Source organism: Paracrocinitomix mangrovi (genome assembly GCF_019740355.2).
GTDB lineage: Bacteria > Bacteroidota > Bacteroidia > Flavobacteriales_D > Crocinitomicaceae > Paracrocinitomix > Paracrocinitomix mangrovi.
In genome coordinates this window covers 3,044,856-3,067,556 of record NZ_CP091819.1, presented here as the reverse complement: position 1 = coordinate 3,067,556, position 22,701 = coordinate 3,044,856, and the positions used below count along the sequence as shown (strand labels likewise).

The window sequence follows — 22,701 nt, the reverse complement described above, 5'->3', positions numbered from 1 at the left end:
TCATTACATTGTAAGTAGTTAAATTTATTTGCTTCTATAAAAACGAAGCCATACATTTGCGTCCGCATTTGTTTAATGCGCACCTACTAATTCACTACTTATGAAAAGAAAAAATTCACTATTGCTAGTGTTATTCTTAATGCTTGCAATTAATGGTTCTGCCCAAGAAAAAGCACCATTAAAAACCTTCGAATTTTCAATTTCTCTTAACAAGCTTAAGACACAAGAACAAGCACAATCCATTCAACAAGAGGTTAGCACTTTAAAAGGTGTTAAAGACTGTGGTTTGGTATTAGTTGAATATAATTTGACTTTTAGCTGCACTAATCATGATATGAATGATTACATGATTCTTGACAGAGTCAAAGTTATCGTAGTAGAAAATGGTGCTGAAATAGTTAAAATAAATCGTAAAGAAAGATGAAAAAGATATTGACATTAGTATCCTTTTCTCTTTTTGCAGGATTAGGATTTTCTCAAGGTGATGAATGTGCAAATGCTGAAACGATCACCCCAACTTTTACTCAATGTACATTCCAGGCCGGTTCTTCTGGTAACGGAACACAATCAATGCCTACTTGTTCTGGTGGTGGTAATGCAGATGATGACGTTTGGTATTCATTTGTTGCCAACAGTTCTGAAATGGATATCACTGTTAGTCCTACTGTTGGATATGACGCAGTAATTCAATTATTCAGTGGCACATGTGGATCATTGACTTCAATTCATTGTCAAGATGTAAATGGTTTAAATGGTTTAGAGGTTTTACAAGCTTCTGGTTTAACCCCGGGAAACACATATTACTTTAGAGTTTATCATTACGGAGTAGGTTCAGGTACATCTACTTTTCAAGTTTGTGTAACTGGATTGGCACCACCTGACAATAACGAACCGTGCTCTGCTTATGCTTTGCCGGAAGTTACTCCTTCATGTAATTATTTGACATTTACAAATGCAGGTTCACTAGGATCAGCTGTTGCTACACCTTCTGGCTGTGGAGGATCTTCTCCTTACCAGGGAGGTTATGCAGGTGGAGATGTGTGGTTCTCAGTAGTTGTACCGGCAAGTGGTCAATTAGATATTCATACAGCCGGAGTTGATTTTTCTGATGGTGCAATGGCGCTTTATTCAGGTCCTTGCGGATCACCTTCTTTAGTTGCTTGTGATGATGATGGCGAGCCAGGTGATGGAATATTAATGCCTCATATCTATCAAACAGGTTTGACTCCAGGTGCAACAATGTTTATTAGAGTATGGGAATATGGTAATAACAACAATGGTGAATTTGAAATTTGTGTAACATCTCCAGATAATGATGACTGTGTTAATGCGCAACAAATCTGTGATTTAAATGGATATGGTGGTGTTACCTCTTCAGCTTATACAATTGATACACCTGATAATATGTGCGGAATTGGTGACCCTGGAAGTCCAATTCCGGGTTGTGTTTTTGGTACAGGTTACACAGGAGTTTCACCGGTACAAATTGACAACAATAGCTGGCTACAGTTTACAGCAAGTGCAACAACTGCTGAACTTTTCGTTGAGATTTCATCTTGCCAAAATGGTAATGGAATGCAAATGCAGATATTTGAAGGTACAAACTGTACCAACTTTGTTCCGGTTTCCAATTTCCTTGAAACTACAACTTCACAAACTGTTTTAGCAACAGGATTAACCATTGGTAATACTTATTACATTGTTGTTGATGGGTTTGCCGGAGACATTTGTTCTTATACTATTTCTGCAACATCTGGAGTTCAAGTAGTTGAAGCCGTAGCTATAGATGAATTCATTTGTGACGGACAATCAACAGACATTTCTGCAATTATTACAGGAACAGGACCATACACTTATAGTTGGTCATCTGTACCAGTTGGATTTTCATCTGCAAACGCAACGGAAACTGTAACTCCAGCTCAAAATACTGAATATATAGTTGAAGTACAAGGGTTTTGCGGAACCACAACTACAGCATCTGTATACGTAACTGTAAATGATAACCCGGTAGCAAATGCTGGTTCAAATCAAACAATTTGTGATAATGAATCTGCCAACATTACTGCTACTGCCAATGGTGGAAACGGAACTTATACCTACAACTGGGATATCCCTGCAACCGGAGCTTCTCAAACTGTATCACCTAATTCCACAACTACATATAATGTCACTGTAACAGACGGCAATGGTTGTACAGATACAGATGCAATTACTGTCAATGTAAATGCTGCACCAACTGCAAATGCCGGAACTGATCAGGCAATATGTAATGGGCAAACAGCTACATTAACAGCTTCTGGAGGGACAACTTATTCATGGAGTTCTGGCGGCGGTTCAGCAACTGAAATGGTTTCTCCTACTTCTAACACTATTTACACTGTTACAGTCGGAAATGCTGCAGGATGTCAGGATACTGATGATGTGTTGGTTACTGTAAATCCTTTGCCAAATGCATTTGCTGGAAACGATATTACTGTTTGTAATGGAGGTAGTGCTTCAATTACTGCAACAGGAGGTGTTTCATACATGTGGGATGGAGGCTTAGGAGCAGGAGCTACTCAAAATCTTACCAACATTACCAGCCCTGTTACTTATACAGTAACCGTAACTGATGCTAATGGATGCGTTGACACTGATGATATTTTTATTGATGTAGGAGCCGCCTTGACACCGGATGCCGGTGCAGATACTGATATCTGTGAAGGTGAATCTCATACTTTGAGCGCATCTGGAGGTATTAATTATTCTTGGGATAATGGTTTAGGAACAGGATCTACTCATGTTGTTACACCAACTTCAACTACTACTTATACTGTAAACGTAGATGATGGAGGAGGTTGTTCAGGATCTGCAACAGTTACAATCACAGTAAATGCAAATCCTACTGCAGATGCAGGAGTTGATCAAACAATTTGTGCAGGAGATGTTGCTAATTTAAGTGCCAATGGCGGAACATCTTATACCTGGGACAATGGATTAGGTAGTGGACAAAACCAATCAGTTTCACCTTCTACCACAACTACTTATATAGTAACTGTTTCTAATGCAGACGGATGTACAGATACAGATGATATTGTTGTAATTGTAAATGCTCTACCTAGCATCCTGGCAAGTGCAGATCAAACAATTTGTTTAGGTGAATCTGCAGATATTACAGCTAATGGAACCGGAATAAGTACCTATAACTGGGCCAATTCAAGTGGAAGTAACTTCCCAGGACAAAATGTAACCGTGACTCCTGCTATGACTTCAACTTTTACTGTAACAGGTACTGATGCTAACGGATGTACGGCAGCAGATTCATTGGTAATTACAGTTAATGATCTACCTCAAATAGACACATCAAGTATTCAGGTAAATAATGGAAACTGCGTAAATGGTGGAGGAACAATATCAGGAATCACAATAATCGGTACACCTGATTACACTTATTTATGGAATGATGGATTAAACAATGTTGGGAATACTTTATCTGTAGGAAACTTGCTTCCTGGTACTTATAGTTTACTTGTTACAGATGGTAACGGATGTGAAAACACCATCCTAGTTACAGTTAATTTCTCTGATCTTTCTTTGGTTGCAGCTAATGATGATTATGCAAGTACATTCCCGAATACAATAGTAACAGTGAATGCTTACACCAATGATACTGGTGATGTAAATACTATTACAATTATTGATCAACCAATTGGAGGATCTGCAAGTTATTTAGGAAACGGAGAGTTTGAATACACGCCAAATGCTGGATTTATAGGATTGGATAGTATTGTTTACGAAATCTGTGACCCGGTTTGTGTAAGTGAATGTGAAAGAGCTACTATTTACATTGAAGTAAATGGAGAACAAGATGTTGTGATTCCAAATGGTTTTACGCCAAATAATGATGGATTCAATGACACTTTTGTGATTTTACATTTGGAACAATATCCAGACAATAACATTGTGATTTTTAATAGATGGGGAGATAAAGTATTTGAGGCTGCTCCTTATTTAAATGATTGGGATGGAAGTTCAGATGGAGCAAAAATGAAAGTAATGGGAGATAGTGTGGTAGACGGAACTTACTTTTTTGTTTTGGACCTTGGAAATGGTGAAGAACCTATCAACGGATATATTGATTTAAGAAGAAAGTAGGAAGCAAAAAATTGCATTGAGATGAAAAGAATTTTAGCACTTTTAACAGTATTGATAGCCGTTGGAGTTCAAGGGCAAAATCAATTTCACATTGGGCAGTATGCCATCCATCAACCGTTCATTAACCCAGCTTCAATTGGGACATTTGAGAACATCAATATGGCACTTATCTATAAGAATCAGTGGGTAGGATTTGATGGTGCACCTCACTTAGGAGGAGTTAACTACAACATGCCATTAGGTAAAAAGCAAAAACACTTTATTGGTGTAAATGCCATCATGGATAGAGTTGGAATTAATACTTCAACTGATATTTCTGCTTCATATGCCTATAAAATTAAAACCGGACAAAACAGTCGTTTAATTTTTGGTGTTTCAAGTTCTTTAAACCTGGTAAAAGCAGATTTGGAAGACATCAATACAATTGATCCAAACGATCCTTTATACACGAATAATACTCCAACTTTTGCCTTACCCAACTTTAAGTTTGGTTCCTATTTTTACCGCAACAATTTTTATGTTGGATTTGTAATTCCTAACATCCTTCAAAATAGAGTTGTTGAATACAATGGCGGACCGAAAGGAGAAGTGAAATTCAATGCGGCAAATATGCATTACTATTTACATGCCGGTTACAAATGGAGAATCAAAGACAAGCATGATTTGGTATTTTCTACTTTGGTAAAAGAAGTATCCGGTTCTCCACTTCAAATTGACTTTAACATCAACACCATGTTCAAAGACAGATTTGGAATTGGAGTATCTTATCGTTCTAGTAATGAAGTAATGGCGAACATGCAGATTTATATTGTTCCTCAGCTGATGCTTTCTTATGGATATGAATATGGTTTTTCTGCACTTAATGATTTCTATAGCGGAACTCATGAAGTGATGATGGTTTACCGTTTAGGAGCTACTTCTGGAGCTATTGCTTTCCCAAGAATTTATTAATTCTTCATCAACTCGTAGTTGTTGAACAGAATTAGTCTGAATTTATCTGCATCTGCTAAATGCCATGATGCAGCTGCTTTTTCCTCTTTTGTTGGAGAAGTGTGATCATATGTTTCTGCTTTTTCTTCAGTTTGGCAATCTTCTCCTTCTGTTGCAGTTTGTTTTACTCTAATAAGAGTTTTGCTCTTAAAATATGATTCTTTGTGGTAGCACTCATACCCTGTTTCAACATAATCTACTTTTACGAGTAATCCTCCTTCATCAAAATAGTATGCGTATTTCATTTTGTAGGATACCGAACTGATTTCAAATTCAACTTTTCTTATCACTGCCTCTTTCAAAAACTCTTCTTGTTCCGAATCATCCTGCGTGATTATTGTTTCATGCTCATCAAAATAAATGGTAATCTCATGATCTACAGGGCCTATTGCCCTTTTAACCAATTGGCAACTGACTTTCATTTTTCCTATGGGAACTGCTTCCTCTTCGGCTTGTATTAGCATCTTATCATATGATGTGCACTGTTCGTCTATTGCATCTGTTTGTGCAAATACATTAATTGTAAAAAGGGATACTGCAATGATTATCAACTTTTTCATAATTACCTGATATTGACCTAAATGTACAAATCCTTTTTGAACAACAATTTTTTGATTATTTTTTAATCATATTATTGACGGTTTTTTAATATTTTTGTATTGAGATAATCAAATGAAAAAATATAACCACTACAATATAAAACTAAAAGATAGGGCTTGGGAGCTGAGAAATGAGTCAATTTCAAAGGCAGAAAAATACATCTGGAAATCATTACTTAGCAGAGGTAGAATTGGCGCTCAATTTAAAAGACAAAGACCTATTGATAGGTTTATTGTAGACTTTTTTTGTCAGGAGGTTAAGTTGATCGTAGAGATAGACGGTAGTTCGCATTTTTCAAACCCATCATATGATAGGTATCGTCAAGAAAGGTTAGAAAACCTAGGTTATCATTTTTTAAGATTTACAGAAGGAGAGGTTCTTAATTGCATAGATGATATAAGTATTAAGATAGAACATGCTATACATGTTTTAAGGTCTACAGACCTCCCCCTTAATCCCCCTCCAAAGGGGGAATAATTAATAATCCTTTTGGATTATTGGAAAATTTTGGAAATACACAAGTAATGGAATATACTATTCCCTCTTGTGCGAGGGATATGTGAGATGGAAAGGAGGGGGATTAAGGGGGAGGTAAATAATTTTCACAACAAGCTTTTTGGTAGAAGTATGAAGAGAAGAGAGACAAATGTACTTAAACACGCATTCATACTACAGCTTGCGCTATGGAACCATCAGCCCCAAACAATTATTAGAATTGGGCAAAGTAAACGGTATCCAATCCATGGTGATATCAGATATCAACAATACTTCTGCCTGTCTTGAATTTGCTCGCTTGGCACCAAAATATGACATCAAGCCCATCTTTGGAATTGATTTTAGAAATGGTGTAGAACAACTATATATTGCCATAGCTAAAAACAATAAAGGCTTTCAAGAAATTAATGAATACCTCACTCCTTTTCTACTCAATAAAACCATAGTTGAAAATGGAATCAAAGAAATACCTGAACGTGCTCCTGATTTTGAAAATGTATTTGTTGTTTATCCCTTAAAAAGGGATAGCTCTGGTAACAGTTTAGCAGATTTACTACCCCATGAATACATAGGTGTTTCTCCTAAAGATTTGGATTATATCCGCATCAAAAAACTAGACACTTCAAAAATGGTGGTTTTACAAACTGTCACTTTTCGCAACAAAAGAGATTTTAATGCTCACCGACTCTTACGTGCCATTGATAAAAACACCTTATTAAGTAAGTTATCCTTAAACGAGCAAGCCTTAGAATCTCACCAAATGATTCCTATTGATGAGTTGATAAATCTCTATGAAGCATTTCCCAACATCATTACTAACACCCATGAAATACTCAATCAATCATCCATTCATTTTGATTTAAGCGATACCGCTCCACCTCAAAATCAAAAACACTATACTGAAAGCGAAGAAGCGGATGAAGCTTTATTGATGAAACTATGCAAAGAGGGAATGCAATATCGATATCCGGAGGCAACTGATGAAGTAAAAGCCAGAGTTAAAAAGGAATTGGACACGATAAAAAAAATGGGCTTTGTTTCTTATTTCCTCATCAATTGGGATATTGTTAAATACGCCAGATCAAAGGGCTACTTTTATGTCGGTAGGGGAAGTGGTGCCAACTCAGTTGTCGCTTATATTTTGCGCATTACAGATGTAGATCCTATTGAGTTGGACTTGTACTTTGAGCGCTTCATTAATCTTTATCGCATTAACCCTCCTGATTTTGACATTGACTTTTCATGGACAGACCGAGATGACGTTACCGCATATATATTTGATCGTTTTAAGCATGTTGCCTTAGTAGCCACTTACAATACTTTCCAAGCCAGAGCAGTTAGGAGAGAATTAGGTAAAGTTTTTGGATTACCCAAAGAGGAAATTGACAAACTAAGCAAAGACTATATCCAAAAATGGGAGATGAATCACCTCACTCATTTAGTCGTTAAATACAGTGAATACATTCATGGTTTTCCCAGTCACCTCAGCATTCACGCAAGTGGAATTGTAATTTCAGAGAAGCCCATTTCATGGTTTACACCAACCTTTTTACCTCCTAAAGGATATCCAACCATACAATTTGACATGCACATTGCAGAGGATATAGGACTCTACAAGTTTGATATTCTCAGCCAAAGAGGACTTGGAAAAATCAAAGATGCCATAGAAATCATTAAGGAAAAAAGACCAAAAGAACCTTTTATAGACATCCATGACATGAAGCGATTCAAAACGGATGAACGCATTAAAACAATGCTAAAAAATGCACAGGCCATTGGATGTTTTTATGTTGAATCTCCTGCCATGCGGATGTTGCTACGAAAATTGAGGGTAGATAATTATTTGGGGTTGGTAGCAGCAAGCTCTGTCATTCGTCCTGGAGTAGCTCAATCTGGAATGATGCAGGAGTATATTTTGCGCTACCGCAATCCTGAAAGAAGAAAAGATGCCCATCCTGTAATGCTACAACTCATGCCTGAAACTTATGGTGTAATGGTATACCAGGAAGATGTAATTAAAGTAGCTCACTTTTTTGCCGGATTAAGTTTAGGAGAAGCGGATAAAATGCGAAGAGGAATGTCCGGTAAATACAGATCTAGAGAAGAATTTGATCAGGTACGAGACAAGTTTTTTAACAACTGTATTAATGTCAGAGGACATTCAAAAGAATTGACAGCCGAAGTATGGAGACAAACAGCCAGTTTTGCCGGTTATGCTTTTGCCAAAGGACACTCCGCATCTTATGCAGTAGAAAGTTATCAAAGTTTGTTTTTAAAAGCCTATTATCCTTTGGAATATATGGTAGCAACCATCAATAATTATGGTGGTTTTTATAGCACAGAACTCTACGTTCATGAAGCGCGATTACATGGCGGAGTTATTCATCCTCCTTGTGTCAACAGAAGCGAATACAAAACTACTTTATATGGCAAAGACATCTTTGTTGGCTTTCACCTTTTACACGGATTTGAGCAAAAAACAGCTGCTTTAATTTTATTAGCAAGAGACAAGGAAGGCTACTTCAAAAGCTTTAATGATTTTATAGATAGGGTGCCAATATCACTGGAACAAATCAGCATATTAATCCGCATTGATGCTTTTAGATTTACCAAAAAAAATAAACGATCATTGCTTTGGGAAGCTCACTTTAAATTAGGCAATGTCAGCAAAAAAAGAACAGATGATTTGGCCAACTTTTTGGTCAAAGATCTTTTTAGAATTCAACGACCGGAGTATGAAATACCCCAATTAGAAAACTCATGGCAGGAAGACACTTTTGATCAAATTGAGTTACTGGGTTTTCCTTTACACAACGTTTTTGAGATTCTACGTCAGGATGATACTGTTTACTATCTGGCCGAAGAGTTGCCCAATCATGTAGGTGAAACTGTTTGGATAAAAGGATACCTGATTCACCGTAAACGCACCTCAACCAAAAATGGGGACACCATGTATTTCGGAACTTTTTTAGATGAAAAAGGGCAATGGTTAGATTCAGTTCATTTTCCACAAATAGCCGCTAAATATCACTTTAGAGGAAGTGGAGTTTACAAAGTAAAAGGCAAAGTAATTGAAGATTATGATTGCATCTCCATTGAAGCTGAGTATATGGAAAAAATGGAGATCATAGAAGATCCTAGATACTCTGACGAAAGAATGGGCTTTACCGCTTTAAGCAAAAAAAGTAAACACTAATGAAGACAATAGTTCATATGGATTTGGACACTTTTTTTGTGTCTTGCGAGCGGCTGATTGACAGCAAACTTATTGGCAAACCTGTCATTATTGGAGGGACATCAGACCGTGGAGTAGTTGCCTCCTGTTCATATGAAGCAAGAAGATTTGGAATACATTCTGCCATGCCTATGCGAATGGCCAAACAACTGTGTCCTGAAGCGATTATTTTAAGAGGAAATTCAGGTGTATACAGCAAATTTTCGGATACCGTAACTGAAATCATCAAAGAATCTGTTCCGATTTACGAAAAAACTTCGGTAGATGAATTCTATGCTGACCTCACAGGTATGGATCGTTTTTATGGATGTTATAAGTTCTCTTCTGAATTGCGTCAAAAGATTATCAAAGAAACCGGATTACCCATATCCTTTGGTTTATCCGCCAATAAAACGGTATCCAAAATTGCCACCGGAGAAGCAAAACCCAACAATGAAATTAATGTTGCTATTGGAACCGAAAAACCATTCTTAGCTCCTTTATCAGTAAAAAAAATCCCCATGATTGGGGATAAAACTTACCGTACACTTTGTAATCTGGGGGTCAAAAAAATTTATACACTTCAAGAAATGCCAATGGAAGTTATGGAAAGGGTTTTTGGCAAAAATGGAGTGGTAATGTGGAAAAAAGCAAACGGAATTGACAATTCACCTGTTGTACAATATCAGGAACGCAAATCCATTTCAACTGAACGCACCTTTGACAAGGATACCATTGACGTTATTAAACTAAAGGGAATTATTACCGCCATTGCAGAAAATTTGGTTTACCAATTGAGAAGAGGCAATAAATTAACCGCTTGTATTACGGTAAAAATTAGGTATTCAGACTTTCAAACTTACACCCTTCAAAAACGCATTCCTTATAATGCATCTGACCATACCATTATTCCAATTGTGTTGGATTTATTTAAACAACTGTATAACCGAAGAATGTTGGTTCGATTGATAGGTGTTCGTTTCAGTCATCTGGTTGAAGGTGGGCACCAAATCAATTTATTTGATGATACTGAAGTCATTAATCTCTATCAAGCCATGGATCACATCAGAGAAAGATACGGTGACAGAGCTATTATGCGTGCATCAGGAATGGGGGCAAAAAGCATTAGCAGATGGAATCCATTTAACGGTGAACCACCTCCATTGTTAGCAAATAGGAGACAATAAATAACTACATTTAAAAACTCCAAAACTTAATTATGATTCAGCACATAAGAAATAAAAAAATCATCCTCTTTAGTACCTTCATATTATTTGTTTCCCAAACATTAAACGCACAACTTAAAATCAAGGATTTCACTCCATACTTTAGTGAAATAGCAAAAAAAGATACCGCCTTTCAATTTTCAAAAACCAACAATACTTTATACCTAACACTTGGAACATTTGGATCAAGAATCGAAATAGTCAATCAAAAACTATATGCTATCACTCCTATTGACACAAACGGTCATATAAATGGTTATAGACAAGTATTTAAACCCACCAAAAAATACAATTGGCCCGATTATGAAAACAGTTTATACATCAACGACACATTTATTGAAAGCTACCCCACAATATTGATAGAACAGGATATCGACTCAATAGAATTTGAACGTCGCCCAATTCAACCAAAAACTACATACGAACTAAACGACTCTATTAACTCATGGGGCACAGACTGGTCCATAAGTAGCTACGGCGTAAATCCGGGATATATGTTTGAAATCACATCTACAACAGATTCAACCAAGTGCTTTGTCAACTTTTTAAATGGGCAAATACTTCATATAGGGTTTAAAAGTATTCGAAATAACGAAAAGTCTAAAGTGTTTTATGTGTTCGACAAAGGAAAATTGATTTATAAAATTAGAACTAACCAGTTTTGGCCAGAAGGTGAACAAATTTTCTATTATAAGGGTTCCGAATACACGTTTTATTGCAGAGAAGCCAAATTTGGATACAACTGCTACTGCAATTGGGATAAAAAAAATGTACGCCCACTCTACAAAGAAAACTCCAAATATATCTACCTATACAAGCAGAATGATACCGTAAAAGTCCATTTACCTACAAGAGGTCCAAACTACACCTACTCAAAATTACTTAGCAGAGAATTCGGACAATTCTAAATAAGCGTAAACATTAATCCTTAAACGGTGAACCACCTCCATTGTTAGCAAATAGGAGACAATAATTTACTATATTCACAATGGTATGAAGGTGTTATTGTCCATAATTTGCTTAGTAAGCTTTAATTTCTTGTTTGCACAAAACAACAAACAAGATCAGGTAAAAGAGTTTGAGCAGCAATTAGAAAACACAAATTCCGATACCACAAAAATCCGCCTATTAACCCAAATTGGTAATCACGGAAAATCGTTTGATATAGAAAAAGCTCAGAATGCTACCGAAAAAGCATTAATGATAGCTCAAAGCATAACAGATAGATTTTACATATCAATGGCCTTGAATACCCATTCCAACATTCTAACCTATCAGGGTCAATATGCAGAAGCAATGGAGTATACTGAAAGGGCTTTGGATGTGTTACAAGCAGACACTGTGAAACTGGAAAACAACAATAAGAAAACCAACAAACAACTTGGGAAAATATACAACCAACACGGAATGGTTCATGATTTTAACAGTGAATTTCCAAAAGCCATCAAATACTATTTAAAAGCCCAGGAAATATTTAAATACATTGAAGATTTAGATGGATTGGGTGTGACCTATAACAATTTGGGAATAACCTATCTGTACACCTCCAATTTTGAGGATAGCGAAGAATGTTTTAAAAACTCATATGACTTGTATTTAACCATGCAGGATACAACAACTGCCTATCAGGCTCGAATGAATCTGGGAATTGTTGCTTACTACAAACAAGATTATGAGAAAGCCATTCAGATGTACAAAGAGTCTCTTGAGGTGATGCGAAGAATTGGAAATTTACGAAGTGCAGGACATTGTATAACCAATATCGGAGAAACATATGCAATTATTGGAGAATATGATTCAGCACTGGCGTATTCAGCACAAGGTGTGCAAGTTGATATCGAATTGAATGATAAAGAGGGATTAGGTACAGACTACCGAATGAGAGGTAAAATATACTCTGAAATGGGTCAATACGATTCAGCTAGATATTATTCTCTTGAAGGACTAGAAATCGCAAAAGAGATAAACAGAAAAGTTGATATTATCTCAGCTTTAGTAAGGCTAACAGAAATTGAAAAGCAAGATAGAAAGTTTGAACAGGCACTAAAGTATCACGAAGAATATTTGGTCTATCACGATTCCTTACAAAAAGAAAACAACAACAAAGAAATAGGCAAAGTTGAAGCTGAACATGAATTCAATAAGCAATTAGCTATTGAAAAAGCAGAAAACACACAACGATTAAAAACTGAAGAGGAAAAAAGAAAGAGACAAAGTGTGATCTTATATTTTTCATTCGGGATACTAGCTGTGATTTCCTTTTTTGTGTACATGCTTATCAAATCCTTAAATCAAACCAAAAAACAAAAGGAACTGGTACAAGAGGCTAAAATTGAAATTGAACAAAAAAATACCGAGCTACTAGATTCAATCAAATATGCTCAACGCATACAAGAAGCGCTTTTACGAGATGATGATCAACACGCTCACTTACCACAACATTTTATTTTATTTAAACCAAAAGACATAGTTTCAGGAGACTTTTTTTGGAGTTATGTAAATCATAATCACTGGTACATAGCGGTAGCAGATTGTACCGGGCATGGTGTTCCGGGAGCTATGCTAACTATGTTAGGTACTGCATATCTCAATGAAATATGTGCAAAAGAAGAAGATGCATCTCCAGGTTTTATATTAGATCAACTCAAAGCAAAAATAACAACGGAACTCAGTCAAAAAGGACTTCAAGGTGAATCCAAAGACGGAATGGATATCTCACTGATACGAATTGACCTAAATACCAAAAAGGCAATATGGGCAGGCGCCAATAATCCTTTGTACTACATAAAATCTGAATCAATTGAAGAGATTAAAGCCAACAAACAACCTATTGGCTACTCAGATCAGGTAACTGCTTTTGATGACCACAACATTCAATTTCAAGAAGGTGATATGGTTTATCTTTTCTCTGATGGTTATGCGGATCAATTTGGTGGTGACAAAGGCAAAAAGTTCAAATACTCTAACTTCAAGCAATTACTAATCAATCTTCATAAGGAGTCATTGGATGTTCAAAAACAACAATTAGATGACACCATTGAAAACTGGAGAGGAAGTATTGAACAACTAGATGATATTTGTATTATCGGTATTAAGATTTAGACTTTATCTTCGTATTCTTCCTTCAGGTAAGCGCCAAGTTCATTCTCCAAATTTTTCAATTTAGAATGAAAAGCTGCAAAGTAAACAATCAAAGGAATCAACACTCCTAGCAACACTACCAGTAACATAAACAACATTTGTCCACCCATGCTAGGGAAATTACCTACCACAAACATTCTATTCTTTCTAATGACAATATTACATCCGGCAGTACTTGTTTTTTTACATACTAAATACTGTTTCCCTCTCATGTTAAATTCATAATCGGGGAATTTGGCAGATAATTTTTGTTTAATTTCTTCGTAATTTAAGGTGTTAGGCTTTATGTTAAACTTCATGTTTTCAATATTTTAAGGGAAAATAGGAATTTTTTTTCAGTAAAGAGGTTACTTTTTTAAAAGGCGGACATATAAGATGTACAAACCTACCTATGACAGATGAAAAAATAATAGCAGCTATTAGAAATGGTAAGCGAGAAGCGGCTATAAAGGAACTCTATAAAGAGTACCCTAAGGTTCGCGTCAACATACTGTCTAGCGGAGGTGATGAAGAAATTGCAAGAGAAATTTTTCACGACAGTCTGATCCTACTAATGGAAAAGGTGAGCAAGAAAGATTTTGAATTAACGTCAAAACTGAGCACTTTCCTGTATGGAATTAATAGATTCCTATGGAAAAATGAACTCAGAAAAAGACAAAGATCTCCTGAACTGGAATGGAAAGACACTTTAATTCTTACTGCTGATGATGTTGGTTATAATGAAGAGAAAGAAGAAAAAATTAAGGCACTGAATCACATATTAAATCAAGTGACAGAAAAGTGTAAGCAGATATTTGAACTATTTTATTTCAAAAAAGAAAACATGAACACCATTGCAGAAAAACTTGGTTTTACAAGTGTAAACTCAGCTAAAACCCAGAAGTATAAATGCATGGAAAAAGCCATAAAACTTGCCAAAGAAACTCAAACCCAAAACGCATAAACTACAGAAGCCAACAAAGTTAAATGAGACCAGAACTAGAAAAATTTGAACAAATTGACCAGTATTTATCGGGTGAAATGAGTGCAGATCAAGCAGCATCATTTGAAGCGCAAATGAATGCAGATCCGGCATTAAAGTCAATGGTTCATGATCAACAATTGTTGATTCAAACAGTAAGCAGAAAAGCCATGATGGCCGAAATTAATGCTGTAGCCGGCTTATCAGGTGCAGCTAGTGCCGCAGGAAGTGCAAGCTGGGGATTAACACAATGGATTATAACTTCTTTATCAGTGTTGGCAGTAGGTACTGTTGGCATTTTTACTTACAACTATTTTACTGAAGATGAGGTTGAAAATACAATTGAAACTAGTGAAATAGCCTATGACGAAACTGAAAATGAAAACCACGATACGGCTGAGTTTATGGCTTTTAATTTAAATCTAGAAACTGAAGAAGAACGTAATTTAGAAGATGAAGACAATGATTTAAACCATGTCAAAAAACTTCCTAAAACAGATCCAAATGAAATTCCGGTTAACGATCCATTGAATAATTTCTCATTTAAAAAAGACATTAAAACAACTGATCAAAACCCTGACGTGAACATGCAAGACGTTTCGGATAAAGAAATTGGAGACAGAGAAAACGAAAGTGGATTATCCAAAGACATCTTTACTACACAAAGCAGAAAAGCTTCGTTTCCAGGAACTGCAATAGACAGACAAAAGTGGTTTGCTGAAAATTTGGTGTATCCAAGAACTGCTTATGATGAAGGAATACAGGGAACTGTACGTATCACTTTTCTTGTAGAAACAACCGGAGAATTAACCATAACTGGTGCAGATTGTATTGCCATCAAAGATGAAAAAGGAAAATTAGTGGAGAGACAATGGAGATATAGAAAAGCCATTAAAGCTTTAGAAAATAGAGCTGTTATGACTTTCAGAAAATCTCCTAAATGGTTGCCGGCAACTAATACAAACGGAACTCCTCAAATGTCTGAGCAAGTATGGTACGTCAACTTTGTATTGAATGGTCAATCAAGCGTATATCAACTGGGTGATGAATCTGGTTACTTAAATGAATTTGATCATTTTGAAGATGCAGAGAGTCAACCTAACAGACAGTTAGTTTTTAGTAAAAAATAGTTTTAACGATAAAGCCAATAAGTTGGATTAATGATGCTGATGTTTCCTTCAGCACTTACCAGTCGAATTTCAAAATGTACAACAGAAGTACCATTAGGATTTACAAGTAATGCTCCTATTTCTTGCTTGGCTGTCACTTTATCCCCTGAAGAAACATAGGTTTCCTGTAAATTAGAGTAAATGGTTCGGTAATTTCCATGCTTTATAATTACAGCTTTCCCGGCACCACCAATTACAACAATTGAAGAGACTTCACCTTCGTAAACAGATCTTACTGTTGATCCCTTTACTGTTGAAATATCTATCCCGTCATTATTGGTAAACACAGTTGAATATACCGGATGAGGCTGACGCCCAAAACCTCTGGAAACTTCTCCTTTTTTAACAGGCCAAGGCAATCGCCCTTTGTTGGCTTCAAAACCTTTGTTACTCAGTTCAATTTCCTTAGTATCCTCCATACTTGGAGGCTTGTTGTTATTTTTCTTTTTCTCGGCTAAAATTTCTTTGTTGATAGCTGCATTAATCGCATTCTGTAATTCTTTGTTTTTTCTTTTTTGCTCAGCTAATTCATCTTGTAGTTGCTGCTCCTTCCCTTTTAATTCTTCAATGGTGACTTTTTGTTTCTCCCTGTCCTTGATGTATTTACTTTGCTCATTTACTTTAGATGATGCCAGATTCTTTTTTTCATTTCTTTTAGTCTCCAATAAGGCCAACTTTGCTTCTAATTCTTCCTTTGCACTTGTGATTTTACGGATTTGGTCCTTTCTGTACTTTTGCAACTGATCCAAATACTCCATTCTCTTGTTAGCTTGATTAAATGATTCAGAACTTAAAATAAAGATTAAAGCAGCTTGATCATTTCTCATGTTGTAAGCTTGTACTATCATCTTTTTATACTGCTCTTTGTGTTTGATGATTTGCTGTTCAAGCTGAATTATTTCAATTTGCAGATTAGCAATTTCAGCATCAATTTGACTCAACTGAATATCCAAATTGTTCAATAAATCCTGACGATACTGAATTTTTCTATCCAATAAATTTAAGCTTTCTGAAATGTTAGTTTGACTTTGCTTGGTGTCCTGCAATAACTTCTCTGTGAAGTCAATTTTCTTCAATAACTCTTGCTGATCTTTTTTAAGACGGTCACTCTCTTTTTGCTGAGACCAGCCAAAGTTGACCATCAACAAACAAACAAAAATCAATATGTTTTTACTCACATTCACTATAGCTATCCGGAATACTTAAATTGATTTTCATTTCCTCATTCAACTCACATTTATCGTACTCTAAATTGATGAATACCGAATCTTGAGGAGATACAATTTTTACAAATGTTTCTTTTGGAAATATTAGTTGTTCTACTTCTTGTCTTTCTTTAAAATCTACCAAAATATACACTGAATCTTTTGGTACATCAATCTCAATTTTGGCTAATTGATGGTTATCACATCTCAAAGAATATCGAATAAAAATGTCATTCATTTCCTCATCTTTCAGATTGTAATTAGCCAATCTGTCAAAAGTCTTTTTGTCATGCGAACCAAGCATAAAATGAGTATCAGACTTCAAGGGATATAGTTGTTGTACTTTTTCCAGACCTAGCGCTTCACCCAAAACTAATTGCTGCATAAAAGTGTAATTCACTTCTGTTCCAAACATCTCTGATAGCATTGTATAGCTCTCTTTTTTGTAGCATTTTTTAGGGCGATTTTTAAAGGCGAAAGTATCCTGATCTACCAAATATCCCGCTCCAATTATTCCGGCTACTTTTACAGTACCTGAAAAAGCCGAATCTGCTCTCATCTTTAAAGTTGCGCCAAATGAATTTGAACCTTTGCTGTCTTTTACCTCAACATCAACCTTTGAGTAAAAAAATTTAAACTTATCGTGCACTGTTTTCCTCAAGGCAGTTTCAAGTGTTTCAAAGTCTGTTTTAGGGCAATCAGGAGTTCCTCCTACTGTATTGTTTTTACAGGATGCTTTGATGCAAGTAATTCCTATAAAAATCACAAGGTATGTCTTCCATTTATTGCTCATAATATTCTTTGTCATTCAGTTTTTTGATAAGTAAAGCATTATAACCTCCATTATCCATTGATTTTTGCCAATATTCAACTGCTTTTTCTTGTTCACCTAGCATATAATAAGTATCTCCTAAGTGCTCTAAAATTTTTGCATTAATAGCATCATACACCAATGCGTTTTCAAATGATTTTCTGGCTTGATCATATTTCTCTAACTTGAAGTAAACAAGTCCTTTTAGATCATAAAAAAATGGATTTGTCGGTGCTAACTGAATAGCTGTTTCAGCTTCCTTAATTGCCAAATCATCCTTTCCTTCCTCAACATAGCACATGGCTTGAGAAAAGTAAACGTTGCCATTAAACTCGTCTAACTTTTTGGCCTTGGCATAATAAATATTGGCCTGTTCGTAATCTTTTTGCTTCTTGCTTAAATTTCCTAAATGATGCTGAAATTCTGAACTCAAAGACGGATCATTTATCACCAACTCTTTTCCATAATAAAGCCATTCTTCGGCCTTGTTATAATCATCCACTTCTGTAGCTGCTATACCGCCTAACAAAAACAGCTCAGGTTGCGACGGAAACAAAGCAACAGCCTCTCCAGCACTTTTTAACATGCCTTTATAATCCTCAATATGATAATAGGTGTAAATCAATTGCATCCATGTATCATAGCTATTTGGATTAACTATAACTGCCTTTTCAAATTGTTTGATGGCATCTAAAGGTTTGTTTTGAAATTGTAGATAATAACCATATTGCAGAAACAAAGTGTCATTCTCCGCATTCTCATCATAAATCACATTGTACAATCTGTCTAAACCTGATTTAATTTGCCTTCCTTCATCTGAATCTTCAAATGCATACTGCTGAAGATTTCCTATTAGTGCTACTTTTCTGCTCAAAGAAACATCATCTTCTTTAAAGCCTATTTCAAGGTGATTAAAACAAGTTTCTAAATCCCCTTTTCTAATTGCTATATCAGCCAAAATCAATCTTATTTCTCCATTATTTGGGCTAACTTTTAAAGCTTCGTTAGCCACTTTTTCTGCTTTGTCAGATTGATTCGTTCTCAAAAAATAATCGGCAATAATTAAGCGATTCTCCATGTCGTATGGATTATCTTCAATTAACTTTTTCAGCTCCAATTCTGCACTCTCTGTATCCCCTAATTCAAGATACATATCGTGTTTTGTTAAGCTTAGTTGAGGAGAAACACCCATTTCAACCTCTATTTCATCTAAAACAGCAATACCTTTTTTGTACTGTTTTGAATAAATTAAACACTCGGCATACCTTGACTTTACATCAACGTTTTTCTCTTCTTGAATAGCATATTCAAAATAAGTTGCTGCTTTGTGGTAATCTCCTTTATCATAGTAAATATTAGCTAATTTGATAGAATACCATTTGTTGTTTTTGTCAATTTCAAAAGCCTGTTTAGCATGAGAAATAGCTTTTTCCTCATCTTTCAATTGCTCATAAACATCTGACAAGGCAAAATGCACAGCATCACTTTCATTGTTGTATGTCAAACACTTTTCAAATAATTGGGCAGCCACGTCAAAATTACCTCTCATCTTTTCCTGTATGGCTTCATGAAAAGTAGTTTTAAAAGGATCTGCAACAGGACGTTTTGGACCTGCAGTTTCTTCAGTATTTTTGCAAGACAATGCAGTGAAAGTCAAAACAAAAAAGAATAATATGTTTCTAATTATTTTCAATCTATTGTTGTAAAATCTCCAATACTAATATCTGAAGCTTGTTTCAATACTGCAGCCTTGTTACCGATCATTGAATCTTTGATGTTGGCATTAGTGATTTCAGCTTCTTTTTGGATAATACTGTTGACAATAACGGAACCGCTTATTTTAGTTGCAGCACCTACTGAAACATGAGGACCAATAACCGAATTTTTAATAACAGCACCATCTCCAATATAGCATGGAGGAATAATAACTGAGTTGTTTATTGTTGCTTTATCTGAAACCAGTTGTTTGTCTTTGTCAAATTCCAATACTCTTTGATTGGTGAATACTGTAACAGCTTTATTACCGCAATCCAACCATTCATTAACCTCTCCCGGTTTAAACTTAGTACCTTTTTCAGTCAATCGTCTCAAGGCATCCGGCAATTGGTACTCTCCACCTTTAATTATATTATTGTCGATTAGGTATTTTAATTCTGTTCTCAATTTTTCGGCTTCTTTGAAATAGTAAATACCAATCATGGCCAAATCAGAAACAAACTCTTTTGGTTTCTCAACAAAATCCGTAATCGTACCCTCTGCATCTAATTTTACCACACCAAAAGCAGAAGGATCATCTATTTGTTTCACCCACAAAACACCATCCACATCCGGACTCATAGTAAAATCTGCACGGAAAAGCGTATCTGCAAAAGCCACCACAACAGGACCATCCAACATTTCCTCAGCACATAAAACTGCATGAGCAGTGCCCAAAGCCTCTTCTTGATAAAAGATTTTTCCCTTAGCGCCTAAGGTTTCAGCAACTGCTAAAAGTTCTTGCTCTACTTCTTTTCCAAAATCACCGATAATAAACCCAATTTCAGTAACCTTGTCTGCAGACGTTTTGGCAATGTCTTCCACTAATCTGTGAACAATTGGCTTACCACCCACCGGAATCAATGGTTTTGGAACTGTTAACGTATGAGGTCTTAACCTACTTCCTCTACCCGCCATTGGTACTACAATCTTCATTTATCTATTTTCTTTAATTTTAAGTTTATTCCACTTTCCTGCTTCTCATTCTCATTCTCATCCTCACTCTCATTCTCACTCTGATCCCCTATCCCTATTTAACTCCGGTACTTCCAAATCCACCAGCACCTCTTTCTGTTTCTGAAAGTTCATTTGTCTCTACAAATTCAGCCTGTTCACATTTTGCTACAACCAATTGCGCAATGCGTTCACCATCTTCCACAACAAAATCTTCATTTGAAAGGTTTACCAAAATCACTCCCACTTCTCCTCTGTAATCCGCATCTATTGTACCGGGTGAATTCAAAACAGTGATTCCTTTTTTAAAGGCCAAACCACTTCTTGGTCTAACTTGAGCTTCATATCCTTCAGGGATAGCCATAAAAAGACCTGTTTTTACAAGTGCTCTTTCAAGAGGCTTCAAAGTAATTGATTCGTCTATGTTTGCTCTTAAGTCAACACCTGCTGACAAAGGGGTTTCGTACTTAGGTAAGTCGTGTTTTGATTTGTTGATGATCTCTATTTTCATGTATTTAATTATAGAAGACAAATCAAAAATACTTAAAATATAACGTTCCAAAGGGTGGTTTAATCCTAGATTTTAACAACGGATTATTAGCAGTTGTCAAATGCCTATTAATTGGATAAAAGGCGACTGTATAAATTTCACATTTATATACAAGTCAAAAGGGTATTGGCAGTGGATTTGTGGCTAATTAATTGTTTTAAAAATTGATATTATGAGAACCATTGCTATTATGATCGCATTTTTGTGCATTCCCCAAACTTTTGCCCAAGAAATAAAACAAGACACCAGTCGTTGCGCAGAATTTAACAGTTATTATTTTTTGGCTTTAAGGGATAAAAACTATGAGCTTGCGCGTTACTATTACCCCCGAGCTTATGTTCATTGCGGGCCAACTAAAAATATTGAGCCCGGCTTTTTTATCAACGGAAAAGTATTGTATTCTAATCTGTTGAAGGATATTGAAGGAAATGATATCAGTCAAACTAAAAATATTCAGGATACTTTGATTTGGGTATATGAGCAAAAAATGCAATTAGAAGTTGACCCTGAATGGGAGCTGTCATACGCCACTTTCTTGCTTTCAATTGAAAGCGATCAAGATGAAAAAATAAGTCAGTTATATGAGAAAAACATCTCCATTTTAAAAGAGAAAACAAGTGTTTTTCACCTCACATCTTACTTCAAACATCTGATAAAAAATGAATACAACAAATCAGAGGACAAAGGAGCTGCTAAACAGAAAATTACAGATAAATATTTTGACTTTATTGAATACATGCTGATGAATCAAGTTAATGATTCTGCTGAAGAATCAAATTATCAAAAGGGAATAGACTATTTAAACAAGTATTTTCCTCTGCTGTACTCAGATGAAAAGGAAATATCAGCATTGTTTGAAAGCAAATTTGAACAACTCAGTTCAGACGAAAACATCAAGCTTTTACAGATCAAAAATGCCATTGATGTCTTGCAACAAAAAGGAGCCATTAAAAGCAAAGCATATCAAATGTACCTGACAAAAGTCCTGGAAGATGCTCCTTCCAAAGAAGGTTTTTATGGACTAGGAGAAGTTGAATATGCTCTAGGTAATTACAAAGGGGCAATTGAGGCGTATCAAAGAGCAATTGAATTAGACTCTGATCAAGAAAATGCCGGTTTGTACAATTTTAAACTAGCCGTTTCCTATTATAAAAATGGTCAATACAAAGCAGCTTTTTATGCCGCAAAAAAAGTGGATGGTGAATTAAAAGGAAAGGCCCTTAAACTTTGCGGTGATTGTATTGCAGCAACTGCTCAAAGTTGTGGTGACTCCACCTTTGATAGAAACGCCAATTACTGGTTGGCCAATGATTATTACAAACAGTCCAAAGCCAATGGTGAAGAGGTGCGCAGTGATCAATATATGAGCAATGCACCAAATCTGCAAGATTGTCACATGAATAATATAAAAGAAGGAAATTCAGTGACATTGTCATGTTGGGGAGAATCAACAATTGTTAGATTTTAATCAAAATCTAAACCATTTAGATATGTAT

18 protein-coding genes are annotated in these 22,701 nt (G+C 35.7%); 11 read left to right on the top strand and 7 right to left on the bottom strand.

What is annotated here, in order from left to right:
* Positions 1-100: 100 nt before the first annotated feature.
* The 3 genes from K6119_RS13930 to K6119_RS13920 are packed head-to-tail and all read left to right on the top strand — an operon-like array spanning position 101 to position 5,085.
* Positions 101-424: a hypothetical protein gene (locus tag K6119_RS13930; protein ID WP_221832668.1), complete on the top strand. Its 324-nt coding sequence runs from the start codon at positions 101-103 to the stop codon at positions 422-424.
* Positions 421-4,134, top strand: a complete 3,714-nt coding sequence (locus tag K6119_RS13925) for a T9SS type B sorting domain-containing protein (protein WP_221832667.1) — start codon at positions 421-423, stop codon at positions 4,132-4,134. Before K6119_RS13930 ends, K6119_RS13925 begins: the two co-directional genes overlap by 4 nt.
* Positions 4,135-4,155: 21 nt before the next feature.
* Entirely contained in the window at positions 4,156-5,085 is a 930-nt protein-coding gene (locus K6119_RS13920; RefSeq protein ID WP_221832664.1) for a PorP/SprF family type IX secretion system membrane protein, read from the top strand.
* On the opposite strand, the gene K6119_RS13915 is transcribed toward K6119_RS13920, so the two are convergent.
* Positions 5,082-5,684 (bottom strand): hypothetical protein, encoded by a 603-nt coding sequence (locus tag K6119_RS13915; protein WP_221832663.1) that lies wholly within the window; start codon positions 5,682-5,684, stop codon positions 5,082-5,084. The two genes, K6119_RS13920 and K6119_RS13915, sit on opposite strands and share 4 nt — an antisense overlap.
* A gap of 112 nt (positions 5,685-5,796) precedes the next feature.
* Here K6119_RS13915 and K6119_RS13910 point away from each other — a divergent pair, with 112 nt between their 5' ends.
* From K6119_RS13910 to K6119_RS13890, 5 genes are all read left to right on the top strand, one after another.
* Positions 5,797-6,201, top strand: coding sequence for an endonuclease domain-containing protein (locus tag K6119_RS13910; RefSeq protein ID WP_221832661.1), 405 nt, complete (start codon positions 5,797-5,799; stop codon positions 6,199-6,201).
* 169 nt (positions 6,202-6,370) lie between these two features.
* The gene (locus tag K6119_RS13905; RefSeq protein WP_221832659.1) at positions 6,371-9,415 is read left to right on the top strand and encodes a DNA polymerase III subunit alpha; all 3,045 of its coding nucleotides are present in this window, start codon (positions 6,371-6,373) and stop codon (positions 9,413-9,415) included.
* A complete protein-coding gene (dinB, locus tag K6119_RS13900) occupies positions 9,415-10,620 on the top strand; it encodes a DNA polymerase IV (protein WP_221832657.1) in 1,206 nt (401 codons plus the stop codon). The genes K6119_RS13905 and dinB overlap by 1 nt, the downstream gene beginning before the upstream one ends.
* Positions 10,621-10,652: 32 nt before the next feature.
* Positions 10,653-11,567, top strand: coding sequence for a hypothetical protein (locus K6119_RS13895; protein ID WP_221832655.1), 915 nt, complete (start codon positions 10,653-10,655; stop codon positions 11,565-11,567).
* Positions 11,568-11,652: 85 nt separating this feature from the next.
* A complete protein-coding gene (locus K6119_RS13890; RefSeq protein ID WP_221832653.1) occupies positions 11,653-13,761 on the top strand; it encodes a tetratricopeptide repeat protein in 2,109 nt (702 codons plus the stop codon).
* Here the strand turns inward: K6119_RS13890 and K6119_RS13885 are convergent.
* A complete protein-coding gene (locus tag K6119_RS13885; protein WP_221832651.1) occupies positions 13,758-14,099 on the bottom strand; it encodes a hypothetical protein in 342 nt (113 codons plus the stop codon). The genes K6119_RS13890 and K6119_RS13885 overlap by 4 nt on opposite strands.
* 92 nt (positions 14,100-14,191) lie before the next feature.
* On the opposite strand from K6119_RS13885, the gene K6119_RS13880 reads away from it, so the two are divergent.
* On the top strand, positions 14,192-14,743 hold the full coding sequence (locus K6119_RS13880) for an RNA polymerase sigma factor (protein ID WP_221832649.1): 552 nt from the start codon (positions 14,192-14,194) through the stop codon (positions 14,741-14,743).
* A 23-nt stretch (positions 14,744-14,766) separates the two neighbouring features.
* On the top strand, positions 14,767-15,891 hold the full coding sequence (locus tag K6119_RS13875; RefSeq protein WP_221832647.1) for an energy transducer TonB: 1,125 nt from the start codon (positions 14,767-14,769) through the stop codon (positions 15,889-15,891).
* Between the two features lie 2 nt (positions 15,892-15,893).
* Here K6119_RS13875 and K6119_RS13870 read toward each other — a convergent pair whose 3' ends face one another.
* The 5 genes from K6119_RS13870 to dut all read right to left on the bottom strand — a co-directional run bounded on the left by K6119_RS13870 (position 15,894) and on the right by dut (position 21,166).
* Positions 15,894-17,108: a murein hydrolase activator EnvC family protein gene (locus K6119_RS13870; RefSeq protein ID WP_221832645.1), complete on the bottom strand. Its 1,215-nt coding sequence runs from the start codon at positions 17,106-17,108 to the stop codon at positions 15,894-15,896.
* On the bottom strand, positions 17,101-17,943 hold the full coding sequence (gene lolB1 / locus K6119_RS13865; RefSeq protein WP_221832643.1) for a lipoprotein insertase outer membrane protein LolB1: 843 nt from the start codon (positions 17,941-17,943) through the stop codon (positions 17,101-17,103). The genes K6119_RS13870 and lolB1 overlap by 8 nt, the downstream gene beginning before the upstream one ends.
* The gene (locus K6119_RS13860; protein ID WP_221832641.1) at positions 17,918-19,639 is read right to left on the bottom strand and encodes a tetratricopeptide repeat protein; all 1,722 of its coding nucleotides are present in this window, start codon (positions 19,637-19,639) and stop codon (positions 17,918-17,920) included. The genes lolB1 and K6119_RS13860 overlap by 26 nt, the downstream gene beginning before the upstream one ends.
* On the bottom strand, positions 19,636-20,637 hold the full coding sequence (locus K6119_RS13855) for a sugar phosphate nucleotidyltransferase (RefSeq protein WP_221832639.1): 1,002 nt from the start codon (positions 20,635-20,637) through the stop codon (positions 19,636-19,638). Before K6119_RS13855 ends, K6119_RS13860 begins: the two co-directional genes overlap by 4 nt.
* A gap of 94 nt (positions 20,638-20,731) precedes the next feature.
* Positions 20,732-21,166 carry a dUTP diphosphatase gene (gene dut / locus K6119_RS13850; protein WP_221832637.1) on the bottom strand — a complete coding sequence of 145 codons (435 nt, stop codon included), beginning with the start codon at positions 21,164-21,166 and terminating at the stop codon, positions 20,732-20,734.
* Between the two features lie 211 nt (positions 21,167-21,377).
* Between dut and K6119_RS13845 the strand changes: the two genes are divergently transcribed.
* Complete coding sequence (locus tag K6119_RS13845; protein ID WP_221832634.1) at positions 21,378-22,673, top strand: tetratricopeptide repeat protein; 1,296 nt, start codon at positions 21,378-21,380, stop codon at positions 22,671-22,673.
* Positions 22,674-22,701 lie beyond the last annotated feature (28 nt).